This is a genomic window from Micromonospora sp. NPDC004336 (assembly GCF_053602615.1).
Genome location: NZ_JBSGDY010000041.1, coordinates 18,412 through 42,541, shown reverse-complemented (window position 1 = coordinate 42,541; position 24,130 = coordinate 18,412). Strand labels below are relative to the sequence as shown.

The 24,130-nt window shown below is 73.5% G+C and carries 21 protein-coding genes and 1 pseudogene; 18 read left to right on the top strand and 4 right to left on the bottom strand.

Features of this window, described 5'->3' with window-relative positions; all coding sequences use genetic code 11:
• On the bottom strand, positions 1-1,272 hold a 1,272-nt coding region (locus ACWENR_RS11925; RefSeq protein ID WP_452276992.1), incomplete at its 3' end, for a glycosyltransferase family 4 protein.
• 80 nt (positions 1,273-1,352) lie between these two features.
• On the opposite strand from ACWENR_RS11925, the gene ACWENR_RS11920 reads away from it, so the two are divergent.
• From ACWENR_RS11920 to ACWENR_RS11905, 4 genes are all read left to right on the top strand, one after another.
• Entirely contained in the window at positions 1,353-2,213 is an 861-nt protein-coding gene (locus tag ACWENR_RS11920) for an Fpg/Nei family DNA glycosylase (protein WP_452276991.1), read from the top strand.
• Between the two features lie 266 nt (positions 2,214-2,479).
• A complete protein-coding gene (locus ACWENR_RS11915; protein WP_452276997.1) occupies positions 2,480-4,051 on the top strand; it encodes a sugar transferase in 1,572 nt (523 codons plus the stop codon).
• A gap of 39 nt (positions 4,052-4,090) precedes the next feature.
• Positions 4,091-5,341, top strand: coding sequence for a sensor histidine kinase (locus ACWENR_RS11910; RefSeq protein ID WP_452276990.1), 1,251 nt, complete (start codon positions 4,091-4,093; stop codon positions 5,339-5,341).
• Positions 5,342-5,358: 17 nt separating this feature from the next.
• Positions 5,359-6,120 carry a LytR/AlgR family response regulator transcription factor gene (locus ACWENR_RS11905; protein ID WP_452276996.1) on the top strand — a complete coding sequence of 254 codons (762 nt, stop codon included), beginning with the start codon at positions 5,359-5,361 and terminating at the stop codon, positions 6,118-6,120.
• 88 nt (positions 6,121-6,208) lie between these two features.
• On the opposite strand, the gene ACWENR_RS11900 is transcribed toward ACWENR_RS11905, so the two are convergent.
• On the bottom strand, positions 6,209-6,937 hold the full coding sequence (locus ACWENR_RS11900; RefSeq protein ID WP_452276989.1) for a hypothetical protein: 729 nt from the start codon (positions 6,935-6,937) through the stop codon (positions 6,209-6,211).
• Between the two features lie 239 nt (positions 6,938-7,176).
• Between ACWENR_RS11900 and ACWENR_RS11895 the strand changes: the two genes are divergently transcribed.
• The 8 genes from ACWENR_RS11895 to ACWENR_RS11860 all read left to right on the top strand — a co-directional run bounded on the left by ACWENR_RS11895 (position 7,177) and on the right by ACWENR_RS11860 (position 15,184).
• Positions 7,177-7,827: a DUF5701 family protein gene (locus tag ACWENR_RS11895; RefSeq protein WP_452276988.1), complete on the top strand. Its 651-nt coding sequence runs from the start codon at positions 7,177-7,179 to the stop codon at positions 7,825-7,827.
• 390 nt (positions 7,828-8,217) lie between these two features.
• Positions 8,218-8,568, top strand: a complete 351-nt coding sequence (locus ACWENR_RS11890; protein WP_393108660.1) for a DUF485 domain-containing protein — start codon at positions 8,218-8,220, stop codon at positions 8,566-8,568.
• A 1-nt stretch (position 8,569) separates the two neighbouring features.
• A complete protein-coding gene (locus ACWENR_RS11885) occupies positions 8,570-10,210 on the top strand; it encodes a sodium/solute symporter (protein WP_452276987.1) in 1,641 nt (546 codons plus the stop codon).
• An 85-nt stretch (positions 10,211-10,295) separates the two neighbouring features.
• Positions 10,296-11,054, top strand: a complete 759-nt coding sequence (locus tag ACWENR_RS11880; RefSeq protein ID WP_452276986.1) for an ABC transporter ATP-binding protein — start codon at positions 10,296-10,298, stop codon at positions 11,052-11,054.
• A complete protein-coding gene (locus ACWENR_RS11875) occupies positions 11,045-12,736 on the top strand; it encodes an ABC transporter permease (protein ID WP_452276985.1) in 1,692 nt (563 codons plus the stop codon). Before ACWENR_RS11880 ends, ACWENR_RS11875 begins: the two co-directional genes overlap by 10 nt.
• A 100-nt stretch (positions 12,737-12,836) precedes the next feature.
• Positions 12,837-13,391 (top strand): SigE family RNA polymerase sigma factor, encoded by a 555-nt coding sequence (locus ACWENR_RS11870; protein ID WP_452276984.1) that lies wholly within the window; start codon positions 12,837-12,839, stop codon positions 13,389-13,391.
• The gene (locus ACWENR_RS11865; RefSeq protein WP_452276983.1) at positions 13,384-14,619 is read left to right on the top strand and encodes a hypothetical protein; all 1,236 of its coding nucleotides are present in this window, start codon (positions 13,384-13,386) and stop codon (positions 14,617-14,619) included. The genes ACWENR_RS11870 and ACWENR_RS11865 overlap by 8 nt, the downstream gene beginning before the upstream one ends.
• Before the next feature lie 67 nt (positions 14,620-14,686).
• Positions 14,687-15,184 carry an SRPBCC family protein gene (locus tag ACWENR_RS11860; protein WP_452276982.1) on the top strand — a complete coding sequence of 166 codons (498 nt, stop codon included), beginning with the start codon at positions 14,687-14,689 and terminating at the stop codon, positions 15,182-15,184.
• A 219-nt stretch (positions 15,185-15,403) separates the two neighbouring features.
• On the opposite strand, the gene ACWENR_RS11855 is transcribed toward ACWENR_RS11860, so the two are convergent.
• Positions 15,404-15,601: a DUF397 domain-containing protein gene (locus ACWENR_RS11855; RefSeq protein ID WP_452276981.1), complete on the bottom strand. Its 198-nt coding sequence runs from the start codon at positions 15,599-15,601 to the stop codon at positions 15,404-15,406.
• Positions 15,598-16,383 (bottom strand): helix-turn-helix domain-containing protein, encoded by a 786-nt coding sequence (locus ACWENR_RS11850; protein ID WP_452276980.1) that lies wholly within the window; start codon positions 16,381-16,383, stop codon positions 15,598-15,600. The genes ACWENR_RS11855 and ACWENR_RS11850 overlap by 4 nt, the downstream gene beginning before the upstream one ends.
• 992 nt (positions 16,384-17,375) lie before the next feature.
• Between ACWENR_RS11850 and ACWENR_RS11845 the strand changes: the two are divergent.
• From ACWENR_RS11845 to ACWENR_RS11820, 6 genes and pseudogenes are all read left to right on the top strand, one after another.
• Positions 17,376-17,912: pseudogene (locus tag ACWENR_RS11845) on the top strand (flavin reductase family protein); the annotation flags it as partial.
• A gap of 279 nt (positions 17,913-18,191) precedes the next feature.
• The gene (locus ACWENR_RS11840; protein WP_452276979.1) at positions 18,192-18,563 is read left to right on the top strand and encodes a DUF485 domain-containing protein; all 372 of its coding nucleotides are present in this window, start codon (positions 18,192-18,194) and stop codon (positions 18,561-18,563) included.
• The gene (locus tag ACWENR_RS11835; RefSeq protein ID WP_452276978.1) at positions 18,541-20,214 is read left to right on the top strand and encodes a solute symporter family protein; all 1,674 of its coding nucleotides are present in this window, start codon (positions 18,541-18,543) and stop codon (positions 20,212-20,214) included. Before ACWENR_RS11840 ends, ACWENR_RS11835 begins: the two co-directional genes overlap by 23 nt.
• A gap of 88 nt (positions 20,215-20,302) precedes the next feature.
• Complete coding sequence (locus ACWENR_RS11830; protein WP_452276977.1) at positions 20,303-21,280, top strand: UDP-glucuronic acid decarboxylase family protein; 978 nt, start codon at positions 20,303-20,305, stop codon at positions 21,278-21,280.
• Between the two features lie 78 nt (positions 21,281-21,358).
• Positions 21,359-22,600: an LCP family protein gene (locus ACWENR_RS11825; RefSeq protein WP_452276976.1), complete on the top strand. Its 1,242-nt coding sequence runs from the start codon at positions 21,359-21,361 to the stop codon at positions 22,598-22,600.
• A gap of 234 nt (positions 22,601-22,834) precedes the next feature.
• Entirely contained in the window at positions 22,835-24,028 is a 1,194-nt protein-coding gene (locus tag ACWENR_RS11820) for an LCP family protein (RefSeq protein WP_452276975.1), read from the top strand.
• Positions 24,029-24,130 lie beyond the last annotated feature (102 nt).

Here is a 24,130-nt window from a genome sequence, read left to right as displayed (position 1 = left end):
CCCGCTAGGGGGCGCGGCGGCCGCCACGACGCCCGCGTACACGTCGATCAACCGGCGGGTCACCACGTCCGGGTGGAAGGTGCGCTCGTAGCGGGCGCGCGCCGCCGGGGCCAGCCGCGCCGCGCCGGCCCGGGCGACCGGCAGGGCGGCGGCCATGGCGGCCGGCTCCGGGGGCACCGCCCAGCCCGCCTCGCCCGCCACCACGCCGGTGGGCAGCGCGACGTGGCCCTCCCCGGGCGCGGCCGTGGCGACGGCGGCCGGGCCGGTGCCGGCGGGCTCGCGGGGGGTGTCCGCGCCGAGCAGGTACGGGATGCCGCCGAGCGCGGTGCCGAGCACCGGCCGGCCGGCCGCCAGCGCCTCGATGATCACGGTGGGGAGCACGTCGTGCCAGGTCGAGGCGGCGATGATGACCGCGCTGGCCTCGATGGCGGCCCGTACGCCGGCGCGGTCCAGCGGCCCGAGGTAGGTCACGTCGGCGCGCTCGGCGGCGGCGGCCTCGGCCAGTGGGCGCAGCTCGCCGTCGCCGGCGATGCGCAGCGGGCCGAGCGCCCCGTCCGGGTGTCGCCGCCAGGCGTCCAGCAGCAGGCCCAGCCCCTTCTCCGGGGAGAGCCGGGCCATGTAGAGGAAGCCGTCGCCGAGCGGCGCGGGCGCCCCCGGGTCGGGAATGCCGTTGGGCTTGACCACGATCCGCTCGGCCGGGATGCCGTAGTCGCGCAGGTGGTCGGCGACCGCCGAGGTGAGCGCGACGAACCGGTCCACCGAGCGCCAGGTGCCCCGGTGCACGGCCAGCGTGGTCGCCATCAGGGCGCTCTGCGCCCGGGAGCCCCGGTAGCAGCGGTGCACGATCGCCGGCACGCCCAGGGCCCGGCCCCGGCAGTCCTGGCAGATGATCCCGTCCCGGAAGTAGAGCCCGGAGGAGCAGACCTGGCGGTAGTTGTGCACCGTCTGCACCACCGGCACGCCGTGCCGGTGCGCGGTCCGCACGATCCAGGGCGAGATCAACGGGTACGGGTTGTGCAGGTGCAGCACGTCCGGCCGGCGCTCGGTGATCAGCCGGCTCAGGTCCTCCTGCGCGCGGGGCGCCCAGATCGGGGAGATCGGCAGCAGCGCCTTGGCCGTCTTCGGCATCGTCGGGATCTCGTCCGAGCTGCGGATGAACGGCAGCACCTCGACGCCGGCGGCGGTGAGCTGGGCGATCTCCGCGTCGACGATCGTGTTCTCACCGGACGGCTGGGCCTCCCGGTACCGGTTGTGCGCCACCACGATTCTCACTGAGCTTGCCTTTCGTTCGCGATTGCGGGACTCGCAAGCTCATTCCTCACGCTCACGGGAAAGAAGGCTACCGTTGGCTGGTGCCCGAACTACCGGAGGTTGAGGCGCTCGCGGGCTACCTGCGCGAGCGCGCGGTGGGCCGGCGTGTCGACCGGCTGGAGGTCGCCGCGATCAGCGCCCTGAAGACGTACGACCCGGCGCCGACCGCCGCCGCCGGGCGGGCCGTGACGGACGCCCGCCGGCACGGCAAGTTCCTCGACGTGGTGCTCGACGGCGACCTGCACCTGGTGGTCCACCTGGCCCGGGCGGGCTGGCTGCACTACCGGGAGGCGTTTCCGTCCGCGGCCCCGCTGCGCCCCGGCAAGGGCCCGATCGCGCTGCGGGTACGCCTCGACGACGGCTCCGGCTTCGACCTGACCGAGGCCGGCACCCAGAAGAGCCTCGCCGTCTACCTGGTCACCGACCCGGCGGCGGTGCCCGGGGTGGCCCGGCTCGGCCCCGACGCCCTCGCCGCCGACGCGGCCACCTTCGCCGAGCGGATGCGCAGCCGCAAGGGGCAGGTCAAGGGGGTGCTCACCGACCAGACGGTGCTGGCCGGCGTCGGCAACGCGTACTCCGACGAGATCCTGCACGCGGCGCGGCTGTCGCCGTTCGCGCTGACCAACCGGCTGACCGACGAGCAGCTGGCGACCCTGCACGCGGCGACGCGGGAGGTGCTCGGCGACGCGGTGCGCCGCTCGCTCGGGCAGCGGGCGGCCGAGTTGAAGGGCGAGAAGCGCTCCGGCCTGCGGGTGCACGCCCGGACGGGGCAGCCCTGTCCGGTCTGCGGCGACCCGGTCCGGGAGGTCTCGTTCGCCGACTCCAGCCTCCAGTACTGCGCCACCTGCCAGACCGGCGGCAAGCCGCTCGCTGACCGACGGTTGTCCCGGCTCGTACGGTGAGTGACGACACTCGCCCACTACGGAGCGGAATCGACCATCAGGTGCCGAAGGTCTGAGTCGCAGCTCTACCGGGGCCGTCATCCATCGGTATAGTGGCTCGGTCCCCGGCTTCTGAAATGGCGCGGAGCCGGCCAGACGCCTCGCGGCAGCACACCCCGCGCAATGTCCTTCGGGTCCGCGTACGGGTCGACACCGCGTGGGAGACTGGGACGGTGGGCGACCCGGGCCCTCACGGCGAGTGAGCGGCCCGTGTCATGCGGGAGGACATGGGTGAGGTGACGACAAGCCTCCAGCGCCCGGTAACCAACACAGGCCGGAGCAAACTCGTGCGGCACGTCGACAGCTTCGAGATCCAGCCGCCGGCGTCGCCGTCCCACAACGGCGTGCCCCGGTCCGCGTGGGCCCGGGCCCGCCGCCGGGTGTCCCGCTGGCACCGCCCCTACATCACACTCCTGCTGCTGCTCGACTTCGCGGCCGCCGCGGCCGCCAGCCTGATCGCCATCGAGACGTTCGACCAGTCGCGGGCGGGCTTCTACAACGCCGAAGAGGACCCGACGTGGTTCCACACGGTGGCGTTCGTGCTGCTGCCGCTCGGCTGGCTGGTGATCCTCTGGGGCAACCGGGCCTACGACCGGCGCTACCTCGGCCTCGGGCCGGACGAGTACAAGCGGGTGATCCGGGGCGGCGTCGCCGTCGCCGCGACGGTCTCCTTCCTCGCCTTCGCCACAAAGACCGACCTGTCCCGTTACACGGTCGGCACCGCCCTGCTCGCGGCGCTGCTGCTGATCCTGCTGAACCGGATGCTCTCCCGCTTCGTGCTGCACGTGGTCCGGCGCAACATCGGCCAGGCCGGGCACCGGATGGTGCTGGTCGGCACCCTGCCGGAGTGCCTGGAGGTCTACACGGCGGTCACCCGCAACCCGGCCGCCGGGCTGATGCCCGTCGCCATCCACGTCACCGACGGCTACGCGGCCGCCAAGGGCATGGAGACCCCGGTCCCGGTGTACGCGGGCCGCGACGTCCTCGCCCTCGTCCGGGAGGTCGGCGGCGACACCATCGCCGTCTGCGGCTCGGCCAGCGCGGAGCCGGGCGAGCTGCGCCGGCTGGCCTGGCAGCTGGAGGGCTCCGGCGTCGACCTGGTCGTCGCCCCGCAGCTCACCGACATCGCCGGGCCCCGGGTGCACATCCGGCCGATCGAGGGCCTGCCGCTGCTGCACGTCGAGGAGCCGACCCTGTCCGGGCCGGCGCTGCTGGCCAAGAACCTGATGGACCGGGTGGCCGCCGGGCTCGGCCTGCTGCTGCTGGTCCCCGTCTTCCTGGTCATCGGCATCGCCATCCGCGTCTCCGACCCCGGCCCGGTCTTCTTCCGCCAGCCCCGGGTCGGCCACGAGGGCCGCACCTTCCGGGTGTGGAAGTTCCGCACCATGTACGTGGACGCGGAGGACCGGCTGGCCAGCCTGGTCGACCAGAACGAGACCGACGGCATGCTGTTCAAGATGAAGCAGGATCCCCGGGTCTTCCCGGTGGGCCGCTTCCTGCGGGCCTCGTCGCTGGACGAGCTGCCGCAGTTGATCAACGTGCTGAAGGGCGAGATGTCGCTGGTCGGGCCGCGCCCGCTGCCCGCCGACGACGGCGACTTCCTCGGCGACGTGCGCCGGCGGCTGCTGGTCCGCCCGGGCATGACCGGGCTGTGGCAGGTCTCCGGCCGCTCCGACCTGTCCTGGGACGAGGCGGTCCGGCTCGACCTCTACTACGTCGACAACTGGTCGCTCGCGTACGACCTGAGCATCCTGTGGCGCACGGTCGGGGTGGTGCTCGCCCGCAAGGGCGCGTACTGACCCCTTGGCGTGGCGGCCGGCAGGGGTCAGGATCGCTGCGTGGGTGGCAACCTGTCGGCCGTATTCGGCGTCGTCTCGCTGGTCACCGCGCTGGCCGCGGCCCTCTTCGCGGTGCTGCGGCTGCGCGGGCGACGGGGCATCGCCACGGCCACCCAGCGGGCCACCTACGAGGTGCTGCACACCGCCGGGCTGGCCGCCGAGCCGCTGCGCGCCGGCCTGGGCGCGGCCAACGCGGCGAAGGCCGTACGCCACCTGCGGGCCCTGGTGGGGGCGGCCGGGCTGGCGCTGACGGACCGGGACACGCTGCTCGCCCTCGACGGGCGGGGCGGGCACCACGACGCCCAGCTGGTCGCGGCGGCCCGGCGGGCCGTGGCGACGGGCCGCTCGACCGTCCTCGGCGACTCGGAGCTGCAGTGCGACCGGGTGGACTGCCCGGTGCGCGGCGCGGTCGTCGCCCCGCTGACCGGGCCCGACGGGCACACCGTGGGCGCGCTGGTCGCCGTGGCCGACGGCCAGCCGGCGCCGGGCCTGGTGCAGGCCACCCTGGAGACGGCGCACTGGGCCGGCAACCAGCTCGCCCTGGCCGAGCTGGACTCCTCCCGGGAGCGGCTGGCCCGCGCCGAGGTGCGCGCCCTGCGCGCCCAGATCAGCCCGCACTTCATCTACAACGCGCTGACCGCGATCGGCTCCTTCGTCCGCACCGACCCGGACCGGGCCCGGGAGCTGATCCTGGAGTTCGCCGAGTTCACCCGCTACTCGTTCCGAGCGCACGGCGAGTTCACCACGCTGGCCGAGGAGCTGCGCTCGATCGACCGCTACCTGACCATCGAGCGGGCCCGGTTCGGCGACCGGCTCCAGGTGCGCCTCCAGATCGCCCCGGAGGTGCTGCCCGTGACGCTGCCCTTCCTCTGCCTGCAACCGCTGGTCGAGAACGCCGTCCGGCACGGGTTGTCCCGCAAGCCGGGCACGGGCATGGTGAGCATCGAGGCCCGGGACGCGGGCACGGAGTGCCACATCACGGTGGAGGACGACGGAGTGGGGATGGATCCGACCGCGTTGACCGCCGGCATCGCCGAGCTGGCCGGCGCCACCGGGGACCCGGGCGACGCTGGGCGGGTCGGCGTCGGAGACGACTCGGGCCAGCACGTCGGCCTCTCCAACGTCGACGAGCGGCTGCGGTCGGTCTTCGGGGACGGCTTCGGCCTCGTCGTCGAGACGGGCCTCGGCTCCGGTACGAAGGTGAGCATGCGGGTGCCGAAGTTCCACCCCGGCGTACGGGCGGGCGCGTGATCGAGCGGGCCTCGGAGGTGAGCCCGTCCGGGTTCCTGCGGGTGCTGGCGGTCGACGACGAGCCGCCGGCGCTGGACGAGCTGGCGTACCACCTGCGGGCCGACCCCCGGGTGGCGCGGCTGCACACGGCGGGGGACGCCACCGAGGCGCTGCGGGTGCTCCGCGACGGCGACGTGGACGTGGTCTTCCTCGACATCCGGATGCCGGGGCTGGACGGCATGGAGCTGGCCCGGGTGCTGCGCCGGTTCGCCCGGCCGCCGGCGATCGTCTTCGTCACCGCGTACGACGACGGGGCGGTGGACGCGTTCGACCTGGGCGCCACCGACTACGTCCGCAAGCCCGTACGCGCGGAGCGGCTCGCCGAGTCGCTGCGCCGGGTGATCGGCTCCCGGGTGGTGCCGTCGCACCCGGCGGCGCTGGCCCGCGCGGAGGAGGACCCAACCATCCCGATCGAGCTGGCCGGCACCACCCGGATGCTGCCCCGCTCGGCGGTGCGCTGGGTGGAGGCGCAGGGCGACTACGCCCGGCTGCACACCGCCGACGGCTCGCACCTGGTCCGGGTGTCGCTGGCGACCCTCGCCGAGCGGTGGGCGGACGCCGGGTTCGTCCGGATCCACCGGTCCTACCTGGTGCAGCTCAAACTGATCGCCGAGCTGCGGCTGGTCAACTCCGGCTACGTCGTGGTGATCGACTCGGCGGAGCTGCCGGTGAGCCGCCGGCACACCCGGGAGCTGAAGGACAAGCTGGTGCGCGCGGCGAAGCAGGACTGGAACCGCTGACCCGGCGCCGGTCCCGCCCGCCGCGCGGCCGTCGGCCCGCTCCGGGCCGCCAGACCGCCCCGGGCCGTCAGGCAGCTCCCGGCCGGGGTCAGCCGGTGATCCTGCCGGAGACGTTGAGCGCCACCGCCCTGACCTCCTCCATCACCAGCGGGGCGTCGGGCTGGGCGGGCCGCACCGGGTCGGTCCCGGAGTCGTTCGAGACGTCGAGGCGGAGCCGGCCGACGTCGGGCAACTCGACGTCGACCCGGTGGCGGACGATCCCGCCGGGGTCGACGCTCGTCTGGAGCCTCGTGCGCACGCCGTCCGGCTCCCGCGACGCCTCGCACATCGCGCCCCGGCGCCGGTCCGCGTCCCGGCAGGTCCAGTCGAACGGGGCGGGCGTGCCGGCCGGGTCGAGGCTGATCGTCAGGCGGAGCACGCCGTCGCGCCCCTGGTGCACCAGCCGCGTACCGACCGTGGCGGAGGGCTGGCGGCCGTCCCGCCCCGCCCGGTGGGGGTGACCGGGGAGCCGACTGTCCCGTGGCCCGGTCCGGGTCGCGCCGGGGGCGCTCTCGGCCAACGCCTGGTCGACCGCCGCGACCAGCCGCTCCGCCGTGGCCTTCGCCGGCTCCGTCCGGATGCGGGCCGGTTCGACGCGGAGGTCGCCGGCGAGCGCCACGGCGGCCGGCCGGGTGCCGGTGGCCGGCGTGGACACGGCCATCGGGACGACGCGGTCGCCACGCTCTCCCCGGCCGGGCGCGGCGACCGCGCCGAGCCCGACGAGCCCCAGCAACACCAGCGCGACGGCGAACCGCCTGTCGACCCTCTCGATCCTCACGCCCCTCATGACGGAGGTTTCCGCGGAAAGGTTGCACGGCGCCGGGGCCGAGGACGGGTCGGGCTGACGGTCGGCGGTTTCCATGGCGGTCCTCGGTGGTCGGCGGATGTTCGCCACTGTCACGTCGGGCGGGCGCGGATCGCTGCATCCGATTTTTTGTTCGCCGGTCGCGGAGAAACGGGAATGGACCGCGCTTCCCGTACGCTGTACGGTACTCCGTACGAGAATGGAGGCCGCTCATGTTCGACGCCGCGACCGAATTCGACCGGCAGGTCGACCGCCTGGTGGAACTGGGCTACCCGGCGCTCGCCGGCCTGGCCGAGGACGACTTCCGGGGCCTCGTCGCGCCGCTGCGCGCGGCGGCCGTCACCGGCGCCGCGGGCCTGCCCGGGCCCACCGAGGGCCGGGTGCCGTTCCTGCTGGTGACCACCCGAGACCTCGTGCCGGTGGCGGAACGGGTGGCGCTGACCACCCTGGCCGGGAAGCGGAAGCCGGGCGTGATCGACCGGCACTACGCCGAGGACGACCTGCCGAAGTTCCATCCGATCAAGGAGCTGGAGGTGCCGGCCGGGCCGGCGTACCTGCTCTTCGACGTCGACCGGGGCGAGGAGACGCTGAACCAGCCCCCGGCCGCCGCGATGGAGGTGATCACCGGCCAGGGCCGGCTGCCGCTCACCATCGACGAGGGGATCGCCTTCGTCACCCTGCACCCGCAGGCCCTGGCCAAGAACAAGTGCTTCTCGCTGGTCGGCTCCCGCTGCGGCGACAAGCGGGTGCCGGCCATCTGGATCAGCCAGAACGCGCCGAAGCTCGGCTGGTGCTGGTGGGGCAACCCGCACACCTGGCTCGGCTCCGCCTCCGCCCGCCCGGAACGGATGGGGCTGGGCTGATCGTCGCGGGGTGGCCGTGACGCCCGTCGCGCCCACCCCACCCCTCGTCGGCCGGGAGGGCTCCGGGCCGGCTCCACCGGGTTATCCACAGGGGTGAGGCGTTTTCCACAGGTTGTGCACAACCCCGGTGTGGACCGCCCGCTGCCGGCCACGACACACCCCACCCGCCCGCCCGGCGGCGGCGCGACCCCGACCCGCGCCCCTTGACATTCCCACTGATCAGGCGAGACTTCCGGGGTGGCCGCCGCCGACGATCGCCCCCGGGCGGCCCGGACCGCGGACCGGCCCGGGCCGCCGGGACAGCCGCAGCCAGGGTCGCGCCCGGGGACGCCCGGTCAGCCCCGGCCGGGCGTACCGGGACCGGGACCCGCTCCACAGCCCCGGGCGCGGATCGTGCTGGCCGAGGTATCCCGCCGGGAGGACCGGGCGGAACGTACCCGCGCCGAGCTGGCCCAGCAGACCCGGGTCGGCGACGCGCTCGTCCGGGGCCTGGTCCGGGCGCAGCTCGCGCTGGCCCTGCGGCTGTCCCTGGTGGTGGCGATCGGGCTGGGCGGGCTGCCGTGGCTGTTCGCCATCGCGCCGGACGTCGGCCGGATCACCGTGCTCGGCGTCAACCTGCCCTGGCTGCTGCTCGGCGTGGTCTCCTTCCCGTTCCTGATCGCGGTCGGCTGGGCGTACGTGCGGCTCGCCGAGCGCAACGAGCAGGACTTCACCGACCTGGTCCAGCGGCCGGAGCGCTGAGGTGGGCAACGATCTCGTCGTCCCGGCGATCGTGGCGGTCACCCTGGTCACCGTCGGCATCGGTTTCTACGGGCTGCGGCTGGCGCGTACCACCTCCGACTTCCTGGTCGCCTCGCGGGCGATCAGCCCGACCTGGAACGCGGCGGCGATCGGCGGGGAGTACCTGTCGGCGGCGAGCTTCCTCGGCGTCGCCGGGCTGATCCTCAAGTACGGCGTCGACGTGCTCTGGTACCCGGTGGGTTTCGCCGCCGGCTACCTCGCGCTGCTGCTGTTCGTGGCCGCGCCGCTGCGCCGCTCCGGCGCGTTCACCCTGCCGGACTTCTGCGAGCTGCGGCTCGGCTCGCGCCGGCTGCGCACCCTCGCCACCGTCTTCGTGATCTTCATCGGGTGGCTCTACCTCGTGCCGCAGCTCCAGGGGGCGGGGCTGACGCTGGCCACGGTGACCGGCTCGCCGTACCCCCTGGGCGCCCTGCTGGTGGCCGTGGTGGTCACCGCGAACGTGGCCCTCGGCGGCATGCGCGCGATCACATTCGTGCAGGCCTTCCAGTACTGGCTGAAGCTGACCGCGCTCGCCGTACCGGCGATCTTCCTGGCGTTGCAGTGGCAGGCCGACGCCCGCCCGGCGGTGACCCCGCCCGACGGGCCGGCGTTCCGGACCGCGACCACCGTCGTGGTCGAGCACCGAGCGACCCTCACCCTCTCCGACGGCCGGATCGTCGAGGTACGCCCCGGCGACGAGCTCTCGTTCGCCGCCGGCGAACCGGTGCCGGAGGTCTCCGGGGCGGCCACGGACGCGGCCGACTGGCTCCTGCCCAGCACCGCCGGGGACGACGACCGGGGCCTGTTCGCCACGTACTCGCTGATCCTGGCCACCTTCCTCGGCACCATGGGGCTGCCGCACGTGCTGGTGCGCTTCTACACCAACCCCGACGGCGCGGCCGCCCGGCGCACCACGCTCGTGGTGCTCGCCCTGGTCGGCGCCTTCTACCTGCTGCCCACCATCTACGGCGTGCTCGGCCGGATCTACACCCCGCAACTGCTGGTCACCGGGCAGACCGACGCCGTGGTGGTGCTGCTGCCCGGCGCAGCGCTCGGCGACGGCGCCACCGGCCGGCTGCTCGCCGCGCTGGTCGCCGCCGGCGCGTTCGCGGCCTTCCTCTCCACCTCGTCGGGGCTGCTCACCAGCGTCGCCGGGGTGATCTCGACGGACGTGCTGGGGCGCGGCTCCGTACGTGGCTTCCGGCTCGCCACGGTGATCGCCGGCGGCGTCCCGGCGGTGCTCGCGCTCAACCTCGCCGGGCTGGACGTGTCGCAGGTCGTGGGGCTGGCCTTCGCGGTGGCCGCGTCCAGCTTCTGCCCGCTGCTGGTGCTCGGCATCTGGTGGCGGGGCCTGACCGACCTCGGCGCCGCCGCCGGGATCCTGGTCGGCGGCGGCGCGGCGGTCGGCGCGGTGCTGGTCACGGTGCTCGGCCCGCAGCTGTCCGGCTGGCCGGCCACGCTCACCGCGCAGCCGGCCGCCTGGACGGTGCCGCTGGCCTTCACCGTGATGGTGGCGGTCTCGGTGGCGACCCGCCGCCGGGCGCCGGCCGACATCGGGGCCACCATGCTGCGCCTGCACGCCCCGGAGGCCCTGCGGCTGTAGCCCCCACGATGTCCACCTGCGGGATGACCGGGGATCATCCTGCGGCCGGACCGGCGGCCGGCCCGTCCCGGATACGGTCGGACGCATGACTGCCGAGCACCCCGCGCTCTCCCTTCGTGGCCTGGCCAAACAGTTCGACGGCAAGGTCGCGGTGGCCGGTGTCGACCTCGACGTCCCGGCCGGCTCGTTCTACGGCCTGCTCGGCCCGAACGGGGCGGGGAAGACGACCACCCTGTCGATGGCGGTGGGGCTGCTCCGGCCCGACGCCGGCGGGGCGTGGGTGCTCGGGCACGACGTCTGGGCCGACCCGGTGCGGGCGAAGCAGCTGCTCGGCGTGATGCCGGACGGCGTACGGCTCTTCGACCGGCTCAGCGGCGCGGAACTGCTCGCGTACCACGGTCTGCTGCGGGGGATGGACCCGGCGGTGGTCGACCAGCGGGCGGCGGAGCTGCTGGACGTGCTCGCGCTCGGCGACGCCGGCCGGACGCTCGTGGTCGACTACTCGGCGGGCATGAAGAAGAAGATCGGCCTGGCCTGCGCGCTGCTGCACGGGCCCCGGCTGCTGGTGCTGGACGAGCCCTTCGAGGCGGTCGACCCGGTCTCGGCCGCGCTGATCCGGGACATCCTGCACCGGTACGTCACCGGCGGCGGCACCGTCGTCTTCTCCAGTCACGTGATGGAGGTCGTCGAGCGGCTCTGCTCGCACGTGGCGATCCTGGCGGCGGGCACGATCAAGCGCGTCGGCCCCATCGAGGAGGTACGCGGCGGCCGCTCGCTGGAGCAGGTCTTCGTCGAGGTGGTCGGCGGCCGTACGGCGACGGGCGAGGAGCTGGCGTGGCTGTAGCGGTGAGCGACCCGGCCGGCGCCGTCCGGCGGGTCACCCCCTGGCACTTCGTCCGCCTCAAGCTGCGGGTGATGGGCAACAACTTCCGGGGCCAGGGCTGGCGGGTCGCCCTCTTCGTGGCCGGCGTGGTGGGCGGGCTCTGGTTCGCCGGCACCGGCTTCTTCCTCTTCGCCGCGCCGGGCCTGGCCGACGGGGGCCGCTACGCGCTGATGGTCGCCGCGTTCGGCGGGGGCCTGACGGTGCTCGGCTGGCTGCTGCTGCCGCTGGTCTTCTTCGGGGTGGACGAGACGCTGGACCCGGCCCGGTTCGCGCTGCTGCCGCTGCCCCGCCGCACGCTCGTCACCGGGCTCTTCGCCGCGGCCTTCGTCAGCGTCCCCACGATCTCGGTGCTGCTGGCCCTGTGCGGTCTGGTGGTCACCGCCGGGGCGCTGGGCGGCTGGGCCGCCGCCACGGTCGCCGCGCTCGGCGTGGCCGCCGGGCTGCTGCTCTGCGTCGCCGCGGCCCGGGCGGTCACCAGCGCCTTCGCCACCGCGCTGCGGTCGCGCCGGGTCCGCGATCTCGCCGCCGTGCTGCTCGCCGTGCTCGCCGCCCTGATCGGGCCGCTGCAACTGCTGGGCGTCGCCGCCCTCTCCGACACCGACTGGGACCGGCTCGACGGCGTGGCCGAGGTGGTCGGCTGGACCCCGTTCGGGGCGCCCTGGACCGCCGGCATCGACGTGGCCGAGGGCCGCCCCTGGGCGGCGCCGGTCAAGCTGTTGATCACGGTGGCGGCGATCGTCGCGTTGCTGGCCTGGTGGTCCCGCTCGCTGGAGTCGGCGATGGTGGGCGCGGCCAGCTCCGGGCCGGCCCGCGCCCAGCGCGCCGCGACCGGCGGGGCGGTCGCCCAGCTCTTCCCGAGGGCGGTCGGCTGGGCCCCGCGCACCCGGTTCGGCGCCCTCGTCGCCAGGGAGGCCCGCTACTGGTGGCGGGACGCCCGCCGCCGGGCCAACCTGATCACCGTCGCGGTCGTCGGTCTCTTCGTGCCGGTCATGGTCAACCTGGGCGGCTCGGGCTTCACCGTCGACAGCGCCGAGGGGTTCACGGTCAGCCCCGACTCGTCGCCGCTGCTGTCCAGCGTGTCGATGCTCTTCGTCGGGCTGCTCGCCGCCGTCACCCTCGCCAACCAGTTCGGCTTCGACGGCAGCGCGTACGCGGCGAACGTGGTGGCGGGCGTCCCCGGCCAGCAGGAGCTGCGCGCCCGGATGGCCGCGTTCTCCATCTACGTACTGCCGATGCTGGCGGTGATCTCCGTGGTCGTCGCGGTGGTCATCGGCGAGCCCGGCTGGATCGGGCTGATGGCGGGCACGCTGTTCGCCACCTACGGCGCGGGGCTGGCGGTGAACTGCTTCGTCTCGGTGCTCGGGGCGTACTCACTGCCGGAGACCAGCAACCCGTTCGCCCTGAACAGCGGCGCCGGGATCGCGAAGAGCTTCCTCACCCTGCTGGCGATGCTCGCCACGGCGGTGGCGGCGGTGCCGATGGTGGTGGCCGCCGCGCTGCTCGACGACGCCTGGCTGTGGCTGGCCCTGCCGCTCGGCGCGGCGTACGGGCTGGGCGCGGCGCTGCTCGGCGCGTACCTGGCCGGCGACGTGCTGGACCGCCGCATGCCGGAGCTGCTCGCCACGGTGACCCCGCGCCGCTGATACCCGACTCCGCCGGGCCGCAACCCCCGGCGCCCCCACGGGGTGTGCTGGTCAGACACCGCGCCGTCCGGCACGGTGGACCAGCAGGGGAGGCGCCATCGTGATGGTGCGACAGCACGACCCCGGCGACATCCGGGAAGGGCTGTCTCCCACGGCCACGGGGGCCGTGGGAGACAGCTTCGAGGAGTTCTACGCCGCCAACTTCCAGGCGCTGACGCTCCAGTTGTACGCGTACACGGCCGACGTGGGCCAGGCGCAGGACGCGGTGCAGGAGGCGTTCAGCCGCGCCTGGGCCCGCTGGGACCGGCTGGTCCGTTACGAGCGGCCGGCGGCGTGGGTGCGCACCGTCGCCATGAACGTCGTTCGCAACCGCTGGCGCCGGCTCCGGGCCGCCCGCGCCCATGCGCGCTACCACCAGGACCAGACCGTCGAGGGGCCCGGGCCGGACCGCGTCGCGCTGGCCCGCGCCCTGGCCGGCCTGCCCGAGACCCAGCGCCGCGCGGTCGTGCTGTTCCACGTGGCGGACCTCAGCATCGCCGACATCGCCGAACAGGAGGGCGTCGCCCCGGGGACCGTGAAGTCCTGGCTGCACCGGGGCCGGACCGCGCTCGCCGCCGAACTCTCCGAGCCGAGGACGGAGGATCCCCATGTCTGACCACGAGAACACGCCCGAGCTGGACGACGTCTTCACCACCTTCCGGGCCGGCGGGCCGCTGGTGGTGCCGCCCGGCGCCGGAGCCGCCCGCGCGGTCGCCCGGCGCCGCCGTACGAACCGGGTGGTGGCGACCGGCGTGGTCGCCGCCGTGTTGGCCGCCACGCCGGTGCTGGCCAACGCGTGGGCCGACCCGGACGCGCCGGCGCCGCCGGCGCAGACCGGCTCCCCGACGCCCACCCCACCCCCGACGACCAGTCCCTCCCCGCCGGCGCCGTCGACGGCGGCGACCTCCGCCGCGCCGCCGGACGGCCGGATCGGAGCGAAGGAACTCGGGAACGCCACCCTCGACCTGCCGGCCTGGCCCGCGGATGTGGCGGACAAGTGCCCGTCCGGTCGCGTCAGGTTCACCGACGGCCGCGCGCGGCGGTCGGCTGACGCCGCACTCGACGTCCGCATCCTCCAGGTCGTCCACGCCGACCTCGACCGCGACGGCGCGCGGGAGACGGCGGCGCTGCTCAACTGCAGCGGCCAGGAGATGAGTGAGTCCCGGGTGCTGGCCTTCGACCGGGACAGGTCGGGGGTGATCGAGACGATGGGCCTGGTGGTCGCGCAGACCGGCGACCCCTGGCCGCCGGCGCCGGACACCATCGCCGGCATCCGCCGGATCCGCGCGGCCGGCTCGGCGATCGAGGCGGAGGTGGCCGACCTCGGGCAGAACGGCGTCCCCACGAGCCTCGCCCAGCACCAGTGGCGGGCGTACTCCTGGTCGGGCCGCGGCTTCGCCCAGTCGGGAGGGCCCACCGCCTTTCCCGCCAACCCCCGGATCACCGACCTGTCGGTCAGCGGGGGCGACCTGCGACTCACGCCGGTGGACGCCGACCGGGCGACGGGCACCCTGCGCCTGACGGTCGGCAACCGGGGACCGCAGCGGGCGACCGATCCGCAGGTCAGGGTGGTCCTCCCCGCAGGGTTCACCGTCACCTCGCCGCCCTCGGGATGCACCAGCTCGGGCACCAGCCACACCTGCGAGCTGAAGGCACTGGCGGTGGACGGCACCGTGGTCGTCGAGCTGTCCGTCTCGGTCCGACGGTCCGCGGTGGGCGTTGGCAGGGTCGGCGAATACTCGGCGACGGTGGCCTGGACCGACAGCGACGGGGTGGCCTATCCGGAGCCGCCGGGCGGGCACAAGAACAGCTCGATCAGGCACGGGGTGGTGGTGAGCGAGTAGCCCCGCCACGACCGACCGCCCGGCGACCCGTGCCGTACGGGTTGCCGGGCGGCGGCACAATGGCGTGATGCCCGTCGTCGAGGCGGTGGCGACCGTCCCCGTGCCACCCGAGCTGGCCTTCGCGGTCTCCCAGACCACCGCGCCGGTGCGCTACCGCTGGGATCCCTTCGTCCGGGAGCAGCACTTCGCCGACGGGGCGACCCGGCCCGGCAAGGGGGTGCGCACCTTCACCCGGTCGCGGCACGGGCTGGTCATGGTCAGCGAATACGTGTCGTGGTCGCCGCCGAGCCACGTCGGCATGAAGATGGTGCGCGGGCCGTGGTTCTTCGAGATGTTCGCGGGCGGCTGGCGGTTCGCGCCCGCCCCGGAGCCCGGCTCCACCGTCGCCACCTGGCGATACAGCTTCCGCTGCCGGCCGGCGGTCCTCCGCCCGGTGGCGGAGCGGATCGGGGTCTGGCTGCTCCGCCGCGACATCCGCCGCCGCATCGCCGGCTACGCCGCCGGCTGCGCCGACCCGGAGGTGCTGGCCGCCGCCCGCCGGTCACTGACCGCCGACGACGACTGAGCGCGGAGGGTACGCCCGCAGGTGGTGTCGCGACACGTGGCGGACCGGAAGCGGGCGGGGACCCGTCGCCGGTGCGGACGGCGGTGATCACCCTCGGGGCGCTCAACCGGTGCGGGCGGCCTGTGATCGCCCCCGGGCGCTCAACCGGCGCCGGTGGCTTGCGGATCGCCCTCGGGGGCGCTCAACCGGCGCGGGGCCTGTGATCGCCCCTCGGGGCGCTCAGCCGGCCCGGGTCGACCGGAGCGCCCCGACGAACGACCGCCAGGCGTCGGGGCGGAAGGCGAGGGTCGGGCCGGAGCGGTCCTTGCTGTCGCGCACAAGCACGGCACCGGGCAGGTTGTCGGCCACCTCCACGCAGTTGCCGCCGGAGTCGGTCGAGCGGGTCGACGTGCGCCAGTGGGGCTCGGCAGCGGTCATGGCGTCACCTTCAGCTTTCGGATCAGATCCAGCGAGGCGGTCGTGGACAGCGCCTCCCCGAGGAGGCTATCCCACTTCCGGTCGATGAGGCCGACCGTCTCGGGGTCGTTCACGACGTGTCCCCGGGCGGCGTTCTCCAGGTAGACGGCCCGCTCGCCGTCCGCCAACTCGGCCAGCACGAAGCCGCCGCCGAGGCCGACGTGCTGGCCGACGCCGAGCGGCACGACGTGCAGCCGTACGTGCGGCAGCTCGGCGGCCTCCAGGAGCCGCCCGAGCTGCGCGTCGAGCACGGCCGGCCCGCCGACCGGGCGGCGCACCGCCGGCTCGTCCAGCAGGAAGACGGTCTGCGGTGGAGTCGCCTGGCGCAGCAGATCCTGGCGTTCCAGTCGGATCGCGACCAGCTCGTCCACGGTCGCGGGCGGGTGCAGGCCACCGGCCGAGATGACCGCCCGCGCGTACTCCTCGGTCTGGAGCAGCCCCGGCACCAGGCAGGGCTCGAAGGCCCGTAGCCGGGTCGCCTCCTGCTCGTAGCCCCGCCAGGGCGCGAACCAGGAGGGGCCGCGCTCGCGGTCGGCCTCCTTGAGCAGCTCGGCGAGGAGACCCCCGGTGTTGAGCGCCTCGTCGGCGGCGACGGCGAACTCCATCGTGGGCCGGCGGCGGCCGGTCTCGATGGCGGCGATCAGCGACGGGCTCCACTTGACCAGCGCCGCCAGGCCCTCCTGGGAGACGTCGGCACCGGCGCGGGCCGCCTTGAGCGCCTTGATCCACATGTCGAAGTTCATCGCCCACCCACTCGGTAAGTATGCGAACGCGGTCCGTAGTAACCGCTGGCATCCTCCCGTCTTCGGGCCGGCGAGTCCAGGGTGGAGGACACGCGGCCCGGCTGGTGGAGGCACGACCCGGCGGCCGGTCCTGCGTCGGGCCGCCCCGGTCAATCCCCCTGGCCGGGGCGGCCCCCTGACGTGGAGGAGGCGGTCGTGTCCAATCCGTTCCGAAGGCGGACAGCAGGCGCAGGCATGGTGGGCGAACGGCGGTCGCTGGCGACCGGAGTTCCCACTTTGACCCCTGCCCCCGCCCTTACCCCCGTTTCCGCCGCCGCCCTCGTGTCCGCCGGCACCCTCGCCTCCGTTTCCGCCGCCTCCGCCCCCGTTTCCGTCGCCGCCTCCGTCACCGTTCGAGATCTTGGTAGGGAAGGGCCCCCAGGGGGGCCGGAAACAGCCAAGATCTCAAGCGGCGGTCCCGTCCGGTGCGGGGAGAGGCGCCGGTGAGCCGGTTCGTTCCGCACGTGCCCATGCGACCGCTCTGGCGGTGCCGAGCGTGTGGCGCGCTCTGGCCGTGCCAGCCGGCCCGGCTCGCGCTACTCGCGCAGTACAGGTCGGACCGCCCGGCGCTGATGATCTACCTCGGCACGTTGCTGACCGAGGCGGCGGGGCAGCTCGCCCAGCTCAACGGGCACGCCCCGCCGGCCGACCTGCACCACCGCTTCCTCGGCTGGGCGCGCGCCCAGGTGCCCAGGCACGGGCAGACCGGAGACGGGCAGACCGGAGACGGGCAGACCGGAGACGGGCGGACCGGGGACGGGCGGACCGGGGACGGGCGGACCGGAGACGGGCGAACCGGGGACAGGCAGACCGGGGAAAGGCAGACCGGGGACGGGCAGACCGGGGAAAGGCAGAGCGGGGACAGGCGGACCGGGGACGGGCGGACCGGAGACGGGCAGGCCGGAAAGGAGACCCGCCGGGCTGCGGTCCAGGCCCGCCGGGATGGGCCGGGCGGCACAATGTTTCACGTGAATCATGAGCCGGGCGCCGAGATCCACCACACCGATCCGTTCGCCGTGCCCGCCGGGCAGCGCTCCCCCGTACGCCGGCTGCGGGGTCGGCTGGCGTCGCCGGTGACGCTCTGGACGGCGCCCGGGCCGGCGGGCCTGACCGTGTCGTCGACGCTGGTCGCGGAGGGCGAGCCGGACCGGCTGCTCGGCCTGGTCGACCCGGAGTCGGACCTGTGGGCGGCGGTGGAGTCGGCCGGCCGCTTCGCGGTGACCCCGCTGAACCCGTCGCACCGGCAGCTCGCGGACCGGTTCGCCGGCCTCTTCCCGTCGCCCGGCGGCCTCTTCGCCACCGGCGCGTGGACCGACACGCCCTACGGCCCGGTGCCGGCCGACGCGGGCGGCTGGGCGGGGTGCCGGCTCGACGCGGCCCGCGAGTACGGCTGGGGCCTGCTGGTGGAGGCCACCATCGAGGCCGTCGAGCTGGCGGAGGAGACGGACCCGCTGCTGCACTACCGGGGCCGCTACCGCGAGTTGACCTGACGACCGGCGACCGCTCGACCGGCCCACCCGCCCGCTCGACCGGCCGTCGTGCCCGGTCGACAGGCCCTCGCGCCCGCCCCGGCCGGCCCTCGTGCCGGGCCGGCCGGCCGCACGTCGCGGCCGGTGGACCGTTAAACGGAGTGAGCTGCGTCACTCGGCGCAGCCACCGTGCCGTTCGGCGCAGCCGCCGACCGGCGTCGATCTCGCCCTTCCGTGGCGGGGAGCGCGCTTTCTACCGTGCGCGAAACTCCCCACGCCTGTGAAGGTGGTGATCCACAAATGTCCACGGACACACCCGCGTCCACGCCCTCCGCCTCGGCGGCGGACCGGTACCTCGCCGTACAACGGTCGGACGAGTTCGCCGGGTTGCGTCGCGCGCTGCGCGGCTTCGTCTTCCCGATGACCGTCGCGTTCTTCCTGTGGTACGCGCTCTACGTGATCCTGTCCGCGTACGCGCGGGACTTCATGGGCACGAAGCTCTTCGGCAGCAACGTCAACGTCGCCCTCGTCTTCGGCCTGCTCCAGTTCGTCTCCACCTTCGTCATCGCCTGGCTCTACGCCCGGTACGCCGACCGGAAGATCGACCCGGTCGCCGACCGGATCCGCGCCGAGATCGGGGAGGTGAACCATGAGCATGGTCCTCGCGGCTGAGGCGGGCGACACCACCGCGCGCAACCTCACCATCACGCTGTTCCTGGTCTTCGTGGCGGTGACCCTGGCCATCACCATCTGGGCCAGCCGGCAGACCAAGACCGCCACCGACTTCTACGCCGGCGGCCGGTCCTTCTCCGGCTTCCAGAACGGCATGGCGATCGGCGGCGACTACATGTCGGCCGCCTCGTTCCTCGGCATCGCCGGCATCATCGCCCTCTACGGCTACGACGGCTTCCTCTACTCCATCGGCTTCCTGGTCGCCTGGCTGGTGGCCCTGCTGCTGGTCGCGGAGCTGCTGCGGAACTCGGGCCGCTACACGATGGCCGACGTGCTGGCCTTCCGGATGCGCCAGCGCCCGGTCCGGACCGCCGCGGCGGTCTCCACCATCACCGTGTCGGTGTTCTACCTGCTGGCCCAGATGGTGGGTGCCGGCGCGCTGGTGGCGCTGCTGCTCGGCATCAAGCCGGGCACCACCTTCCTCGGCATGGACGCGGACACCGCCAAGGTCGCCACCATCATCATGGTCGGCGCCCTGATGATCATCTACGTCACGGTGGGCGGCATGAAGGGCACCACCTACGTGCAGATCGTCAAGGCGTTCCTGCTGATGGGCGGCGCGCTGGTGATGACCCTGCTGGTGCTGGCGAAGTACAAGTTCAACCTGTCGTCGCTGCTCGGCGACGCCGCCTCGGCCTCCGGCAAGGGCAGCGCGTTCCTGGAACCCGGGTTGCGCTACGGCGTCGAGGTCGCGGGCAACCCGACGCAGACGTTCTACAACAAGATGGACCTGCTCTCGCTCGGCATCGCGCTGGTGCTCGGCACGGCCGGCCTGCCGCACATCCTGATCCGCTTCTACACCGTCCCGACGGCCAAGGCGGCCCGCAAGAGCGTGCTCTGGGCGATCGGCATCATCGGCACCTTCTACCTGCTGACCCTGGCCCTCGGCTTCGGCGCGGCGGCGCTGGTGGGCGGCGAGGCGATCACCGCCCAGGACAAGGCGGGCAACACGGCGGCCCCGCAGCTCGCCGAGGCGCTGGGCGTCGACTTCCTCGGCGGCGACCTGGGCGGGGCGACCCTCCTGGCGATCATCGCGGCGGTCGCGTTCGCCACGATCCTGGCGGTGGTGGCCGGCCTGACGCTGGCGTCGTCGTCCAGCCTGGCGCACGACTTCTATGCCAACGTCGTCAAGAACGGGCAGGCGTCCGAGCGGCAGGAGGTGCGGGTCGCCCGGGTCTCCGCCCTGGTGATCGGCGCGATCTCGATCGTACTGTCGATCTTCGCGCAGAACCTGAACGTGGCCTTCCTGGTGGCGCTCGCCTTCGCGGTGGCCGCCTCGGGCAACCTGCCGGCGATCCTCTACAGCCTGTTCTGGAAGCGGTTCAACACCTCGGGCGCGGTCTGGGCCATCTACGGCGGCCTGCTCTCCGCCGTACTGCTGGTGTTCTTCTCGCCGGTGGTCTCCGGGGCCGCGACGTCGATGTTCCCCGACCACGACTGGCAGTGGTTCCCGCTGTCCAACCCGGGCATCCTCTCCATCCCGTTCGGCTTCCTCTGCGGCTGGCTCGGGACCGTCCTGTCGAAGGAGCGGGACGAGGAGAAGTACGCCGAGCTGGAGGTGCGCGCGCTCACCGGCGCCGGCGCCCACTGACCCCGTCCGGCGGAGGGGCTCCCGACACCCCGGGGGCCCCTCCCGCCACGCCCGGTGCGGGGCCGGGGCGATGGGTAGGCTGACCGGCATGAACGTTGCTGCGCGCTTCGGCCCCGGTCACCGCATCCTCGTCACCGGCGGCGCCGGTTTCGTACCGTCACACCTGGTGGACGCGCTGATCGCCCGCGGCTGCACGGTGGTCGCGCTGGACAACTTCGTGACCGGGTCGAAGGAGAACGTCGCCCACCTGGCTGACGAGCCGAGGTTCACGCTGGTCGAGGCCGACATCTCCGACGGGCTGCCGACCCACCACCCGGCCCTGGCCGAGCGGTTCGACGCCATCCTGCACATGGCCTCCCCGGCCAGCCCGACCGACTTCGAGAAGCTGCCGGTGGAGATCCTCCGGGTCGGCTCGGTGGGCACCCTGCACCTGCTGGACCGCGCGGTCGCCGACGGCGCCCGGTTCCTGATGGCGTCGACCTCTGAGGCGTACGGGGACCCGAAGGAGCACCCGCAGCGCGAGACGTACTGGGGCAACGTCAACCCGATCGGCATCCGCAGCGTCTACGACGAGGCCAAGCGCTTCTCCGAGGCCGCCACGATGGCCTACCACCGCAGCCGGGGGCTGGACGCCGCGATCGTGCGGATCTTCAACACGTACGGCCCGCGGATGCGGCCGGACGACGGCCGCGCCATCCCGACGTTCGTCTCCCAGGCGCTGCGCGGCGAGCCGATCACCGTGCACGGCACCGGCAACCAGACCCGCTCGATCTGCTACGTGGCCGACCTGGTGCGGGGCATCCTGCTGCTGCTCGACTCCCGGGAGACGGGGCCGATCAACTGCGGCACCGAGCACGAGATGAGCATGCGGGAGCTTGCCGAGACGATCGTGTCGCTCTGCGGCAGCAGCTCCGAGGTGACCTACATCACCCGCAGCGCCGACGACCCGGAGATGCGCCGCCCCGACCTGACCCTGGCCCGCGAACTGCTCGGCTACGAGCCGACAGTCGCGCCCGAAGACGGTCTCCGACGCACGATCGAGTACTTCCGCGAGCGGCTAGGGTAGCCGCCCGCCCGGGCGGCGCCGGCAAACGCCGGCTCCGCCTGGAGGCGACAGTGGCCTGACGTACGTACCCTGAGTTACATGTCAGCGACCATGCCCGCCGGTGTTCCGCTCCCGTACCTGCACCGCAGCGCCGGGCGCGCGTCGGTGCCCGGCTCCGGCCGGGACGCCGCCGGCCGCGCCCGGTCGGACGAGGCCCGCTGGTACCCCCCGGCCGACGAGCCCCGGGCCGGCGGGCCGGGTGGCCCGTCGGGTCCGGACGGTCCCGGTCGGTTCGGCGGCCCCGGCGGTCCCGACCGTCCGGGGCGGCGCGGCGCGCGGCCCAGGTGGGGCCGGATCGCCCTGGTGGCGGGCGTGGCCGTGCTGGTGCTCGCGCTGCTCGGCGGCGCGGGCGCCTGGTTCTACGCCCGGAGCCTCAACGACGACCTGGCCCGCACCGACCCGTTCTCCGAGATCACCGGGGGGCGGCCCGCCAAGGCGGTGGACGGCGCGCTGAACATCCTGCTGGTCGGCAGCGACTCCCGGGACCCGGACGCCCCGGTGGACAAGTCCAGCAAGTGGCGGGCCGACACGATCATCGTGATGCACATCCCGTCCGACCACCAGCAGGCCTACCTGGTCTCCATTCCCCGCGACCTCTACGTGCCGATCCCCGAGAGCGCCAACGCCGAGTGCGGGTCCGGCCAGCGGGGCAAGATCAACGCCGCGTTCGCGTTCGGCGGGCTGCCGCTGGCCGTCCGGACGGTGGAGTGCTTCACCGACGTGCGGCTCGACCACGTGATGGCGATCGACTTCGCCGGATTCAAGCAGGTCACGGACGCCCTCGGCGGCGTCGACCTGAAGGTCGAGCGGACGATCACCTCGATCCACAAGCCGTACCGGACGTTCACCAAGGGCACCAACCACATGAACGGCGCCGAGGCCCTGGACTGGATCCGGCAGCGCAAGCAGTTCCCGGACGGCGACTTCGCCCGGATGCGCCACCAGCAGGAGTTCCTGCGCGCGTTGATGGACAAGGCGGCGAGCACCGGCACGCTGACCAACCCGAAGAAGCTCAACGACTTCCTCAAGTCGGTCACCGCCGCGGTCACCGTCGACCAGGGCTTCTCGCTGATGGACATGGCGGTGCAGTTCCGCAACCTGCGGGGCGAGAACCTCACCTTCGTCACCAGCCCGCACGTCGGCAGCCAGACCATCAACGGGGAGTCGGTGGTGGTCTCCGACAAGGAGAAGGCGCTGGCCATGTACAAGGCGATGTCCGCCGACACCATGACCGCGTGGGTCAAGGCCAACCAGAAGGCCGACGACAACAAGGGAAACTGAGCACCGGCAGCGCACGCCGGCCCCCGCCCCGATCGACAGTCGTCGCCCCGGGTCGGGGGCCGGCTTTTGGTTTCCTGTGAGCCAACCGCCGACTGGTCGTATCGATTTGTACGTTCGGTCAGTTTCCCTGGATGACGGCCGGGACAACGGCAATTGGCGGCCGGACGAACTATCCAGGACGAAAAAGCGTCCGTAAAGTGATCCCGCCCCCTCACCACGCGAGCTGGAGCACGCATGCCGGTTCAGACCAGCCGTCGCCCTCCGGCGCTGGAGTCCACCCGCGGTCCCGCACGGGTCGCACCGACCATCCCGACCCAGCCGGGGAAGGGCGGAAAGACGGGCGGCGGGCCCGCGAAGAAGCGGTCGCGCCGCAAGGACCCGCTCTGGGCCCGACTCGTCCTGGTCTTCGGCGCCGTGCTGATGATGCTCGCGGGCGTCGCCATCGTCGGCAGCAAGGCGTTGATCAGCGAGGCCACCGGCAACATCGCCCAGCGCAACCTGCTCGGCGACGCGGGCAAGTCGGACGCCGAGGGCGGCGCCACGCTGGACGGTCCGATCGACATGCTGCTGCTCGGCGTGGACGCCCGGGAGCGGTGGGCGGCCGACGACGTCCGGGCGGACAGCATCATCGTGCTGCACATCCCGGCCACGCACGACCAGGCCTACCTGATCTCGATCCCCCGGGACACCGAGGCGGAGATCCCGGGCCACGGGACCGACAAGATCAACGCCGCGTTCCAGTTCGGCGCCCGCAACGGGGGCGGCTGGGAGGGCGGCGCCCAGCTGATGGCCAAGACGATCAAGAAGATGACCGGCGTCAGCTTCGACGGCGCCGCGATCATCAACTTCGGCGGCTTCAAGAACGTCATCGACACCCTCGGCACGGTGCGCATCTGCGTCAAGCAGGAGGTCAAGTCGATCCACATGTCGTACGTCGACGGCAAGCCGATGTGGAACGCGGACGCCAAGAAGACCGGCAAGAAGATGACGCCCGTGCTGCACAAGAAGGGCTGCCGGGAGATGGAGGGCTGGGCGGCGCTGGACTACTCCCGGCAGCGCAAGTCCCTCAAGAACGGCGACTACGACCGGCAGCAGAACCAGCAGCAGCTCATCAAGGCGATGGCCAAGAAGGCCACCCAGGACGGCACGCTGACCAACCCGCTCAAGCTCAACCAGTTGATCAAGGCGGCCGGCAAGGCGTTCATCCTCGACACCGGCGGCGTGCCGATCGCCGACTTCATCTTCACGATGCGCGGCGTCACCGGCAACGACCTGGTCATGCTCAAGACCAACGGCGGCACCTTCCACGGCGACGGCGTCCGGGAGACGCTGAGCCCGCAGACGATGGAGATGTTCCAGGCGGTCAAGCAGGACAAACTCGCCGAGTTCGTCTTCGCCAACCCCACGGTGATCTCCAGCCGCGAGTAGCGGACACGCCGCACCGGTGGTGGACGCGAGCGCACCCGGCCCGCGGCAATCCCCGCGAACCGGCCCGGGCCGGCCGATCCGCCCCTAGCCTGACGTGAGAAG

Bases quoted from the DNA above. Each gene is read 5' to 3' on its own strand.
- ACWENR_RS11865 (WP_452276983.1), top strand. From the start codon at position 13,384: ATGTCTGACCACGAGAACACGCCCGAGCTGGACGACGTCTTCACCACC.
- ACWENR_RS11835 (WP_452276978.1), top strand. From the start codon at position 18,541: ATGAGCATGGTCCTCGCGGCTGAGGCGGGCGACACCACCGCGCGCAAC.
- ACWENR_RS11825 (WP_452276976.1), top strand. From the start codon at position 21,359: ATGTCAGCGACCATGCCCGCCGGTGTTCCGCTCCCGTACCTGCACCGC.
- ACWENR_RS11855 (WP_452276981.1), bottom strand. From the start codon at position 15,601: ATGACCGCTGCCGAGCCCCACTGGCGCACGTCGACCCGCTCGACCGAC.
- ACWENR_RS11880 (WP_452276986.1), top strand. From the start codon at position 10,296: ATGACTGCCGAGCACCCCGCGCTCTCCCTTCGTGGCCTGGCCAAACAG.
- ACWENR_RS11895 (WP_452276988.1), top strand. From the start codon at position 7,177: ATGTTCGACGCCGCGACCGAATTCGACCGGCAGGTCGACCGCCTGGTG.
- ACWENR_RS11840 (WP_452276979.1), top strand. From the start codon at position 18,192: ATGTCCACGGACACACCCGCGTCCACGCCCTCCGCCTCGGCGGCGGAC.
- ACWENR_RS11820 (WP_452276975.1), top strand. From the start codon at position 22,835: ATGCCGGTTCAGACCAGCCGTCGCCCTCCGGCGCTGGAGTCCACCCGC.
- ACWENR_RS11850 (WP_452276980.1), bottom strand. From the start codon at position 16,383: ATGAACTTCGACATGTGGATCAAGGCGCTCAAGGCGGCCCGCGCCGGT.
- ACWENR_RS11830 (WP_452276977.1), top strand. From the start codon at position 20,303: ATGAACGTTGCTGCGCGCTTCGGCCCCGGTCACCGCATCCTCGTCACC.
- ACWENR_RS11860 (WP_452276982.1), top strand. From the start codon at position 14,687: ATGCCCGTCGTCGAGGCGGTGGCGACCGTCCCCGTGCCACCCGAGCTG.
- ACWENR_RS11915 (WP_452276997.1), top strand. From the start codon at position 2,480: ATGGGTGAGGTGACGACAAGCCTCCAGCGCCCGGTAACCAACACAGGC.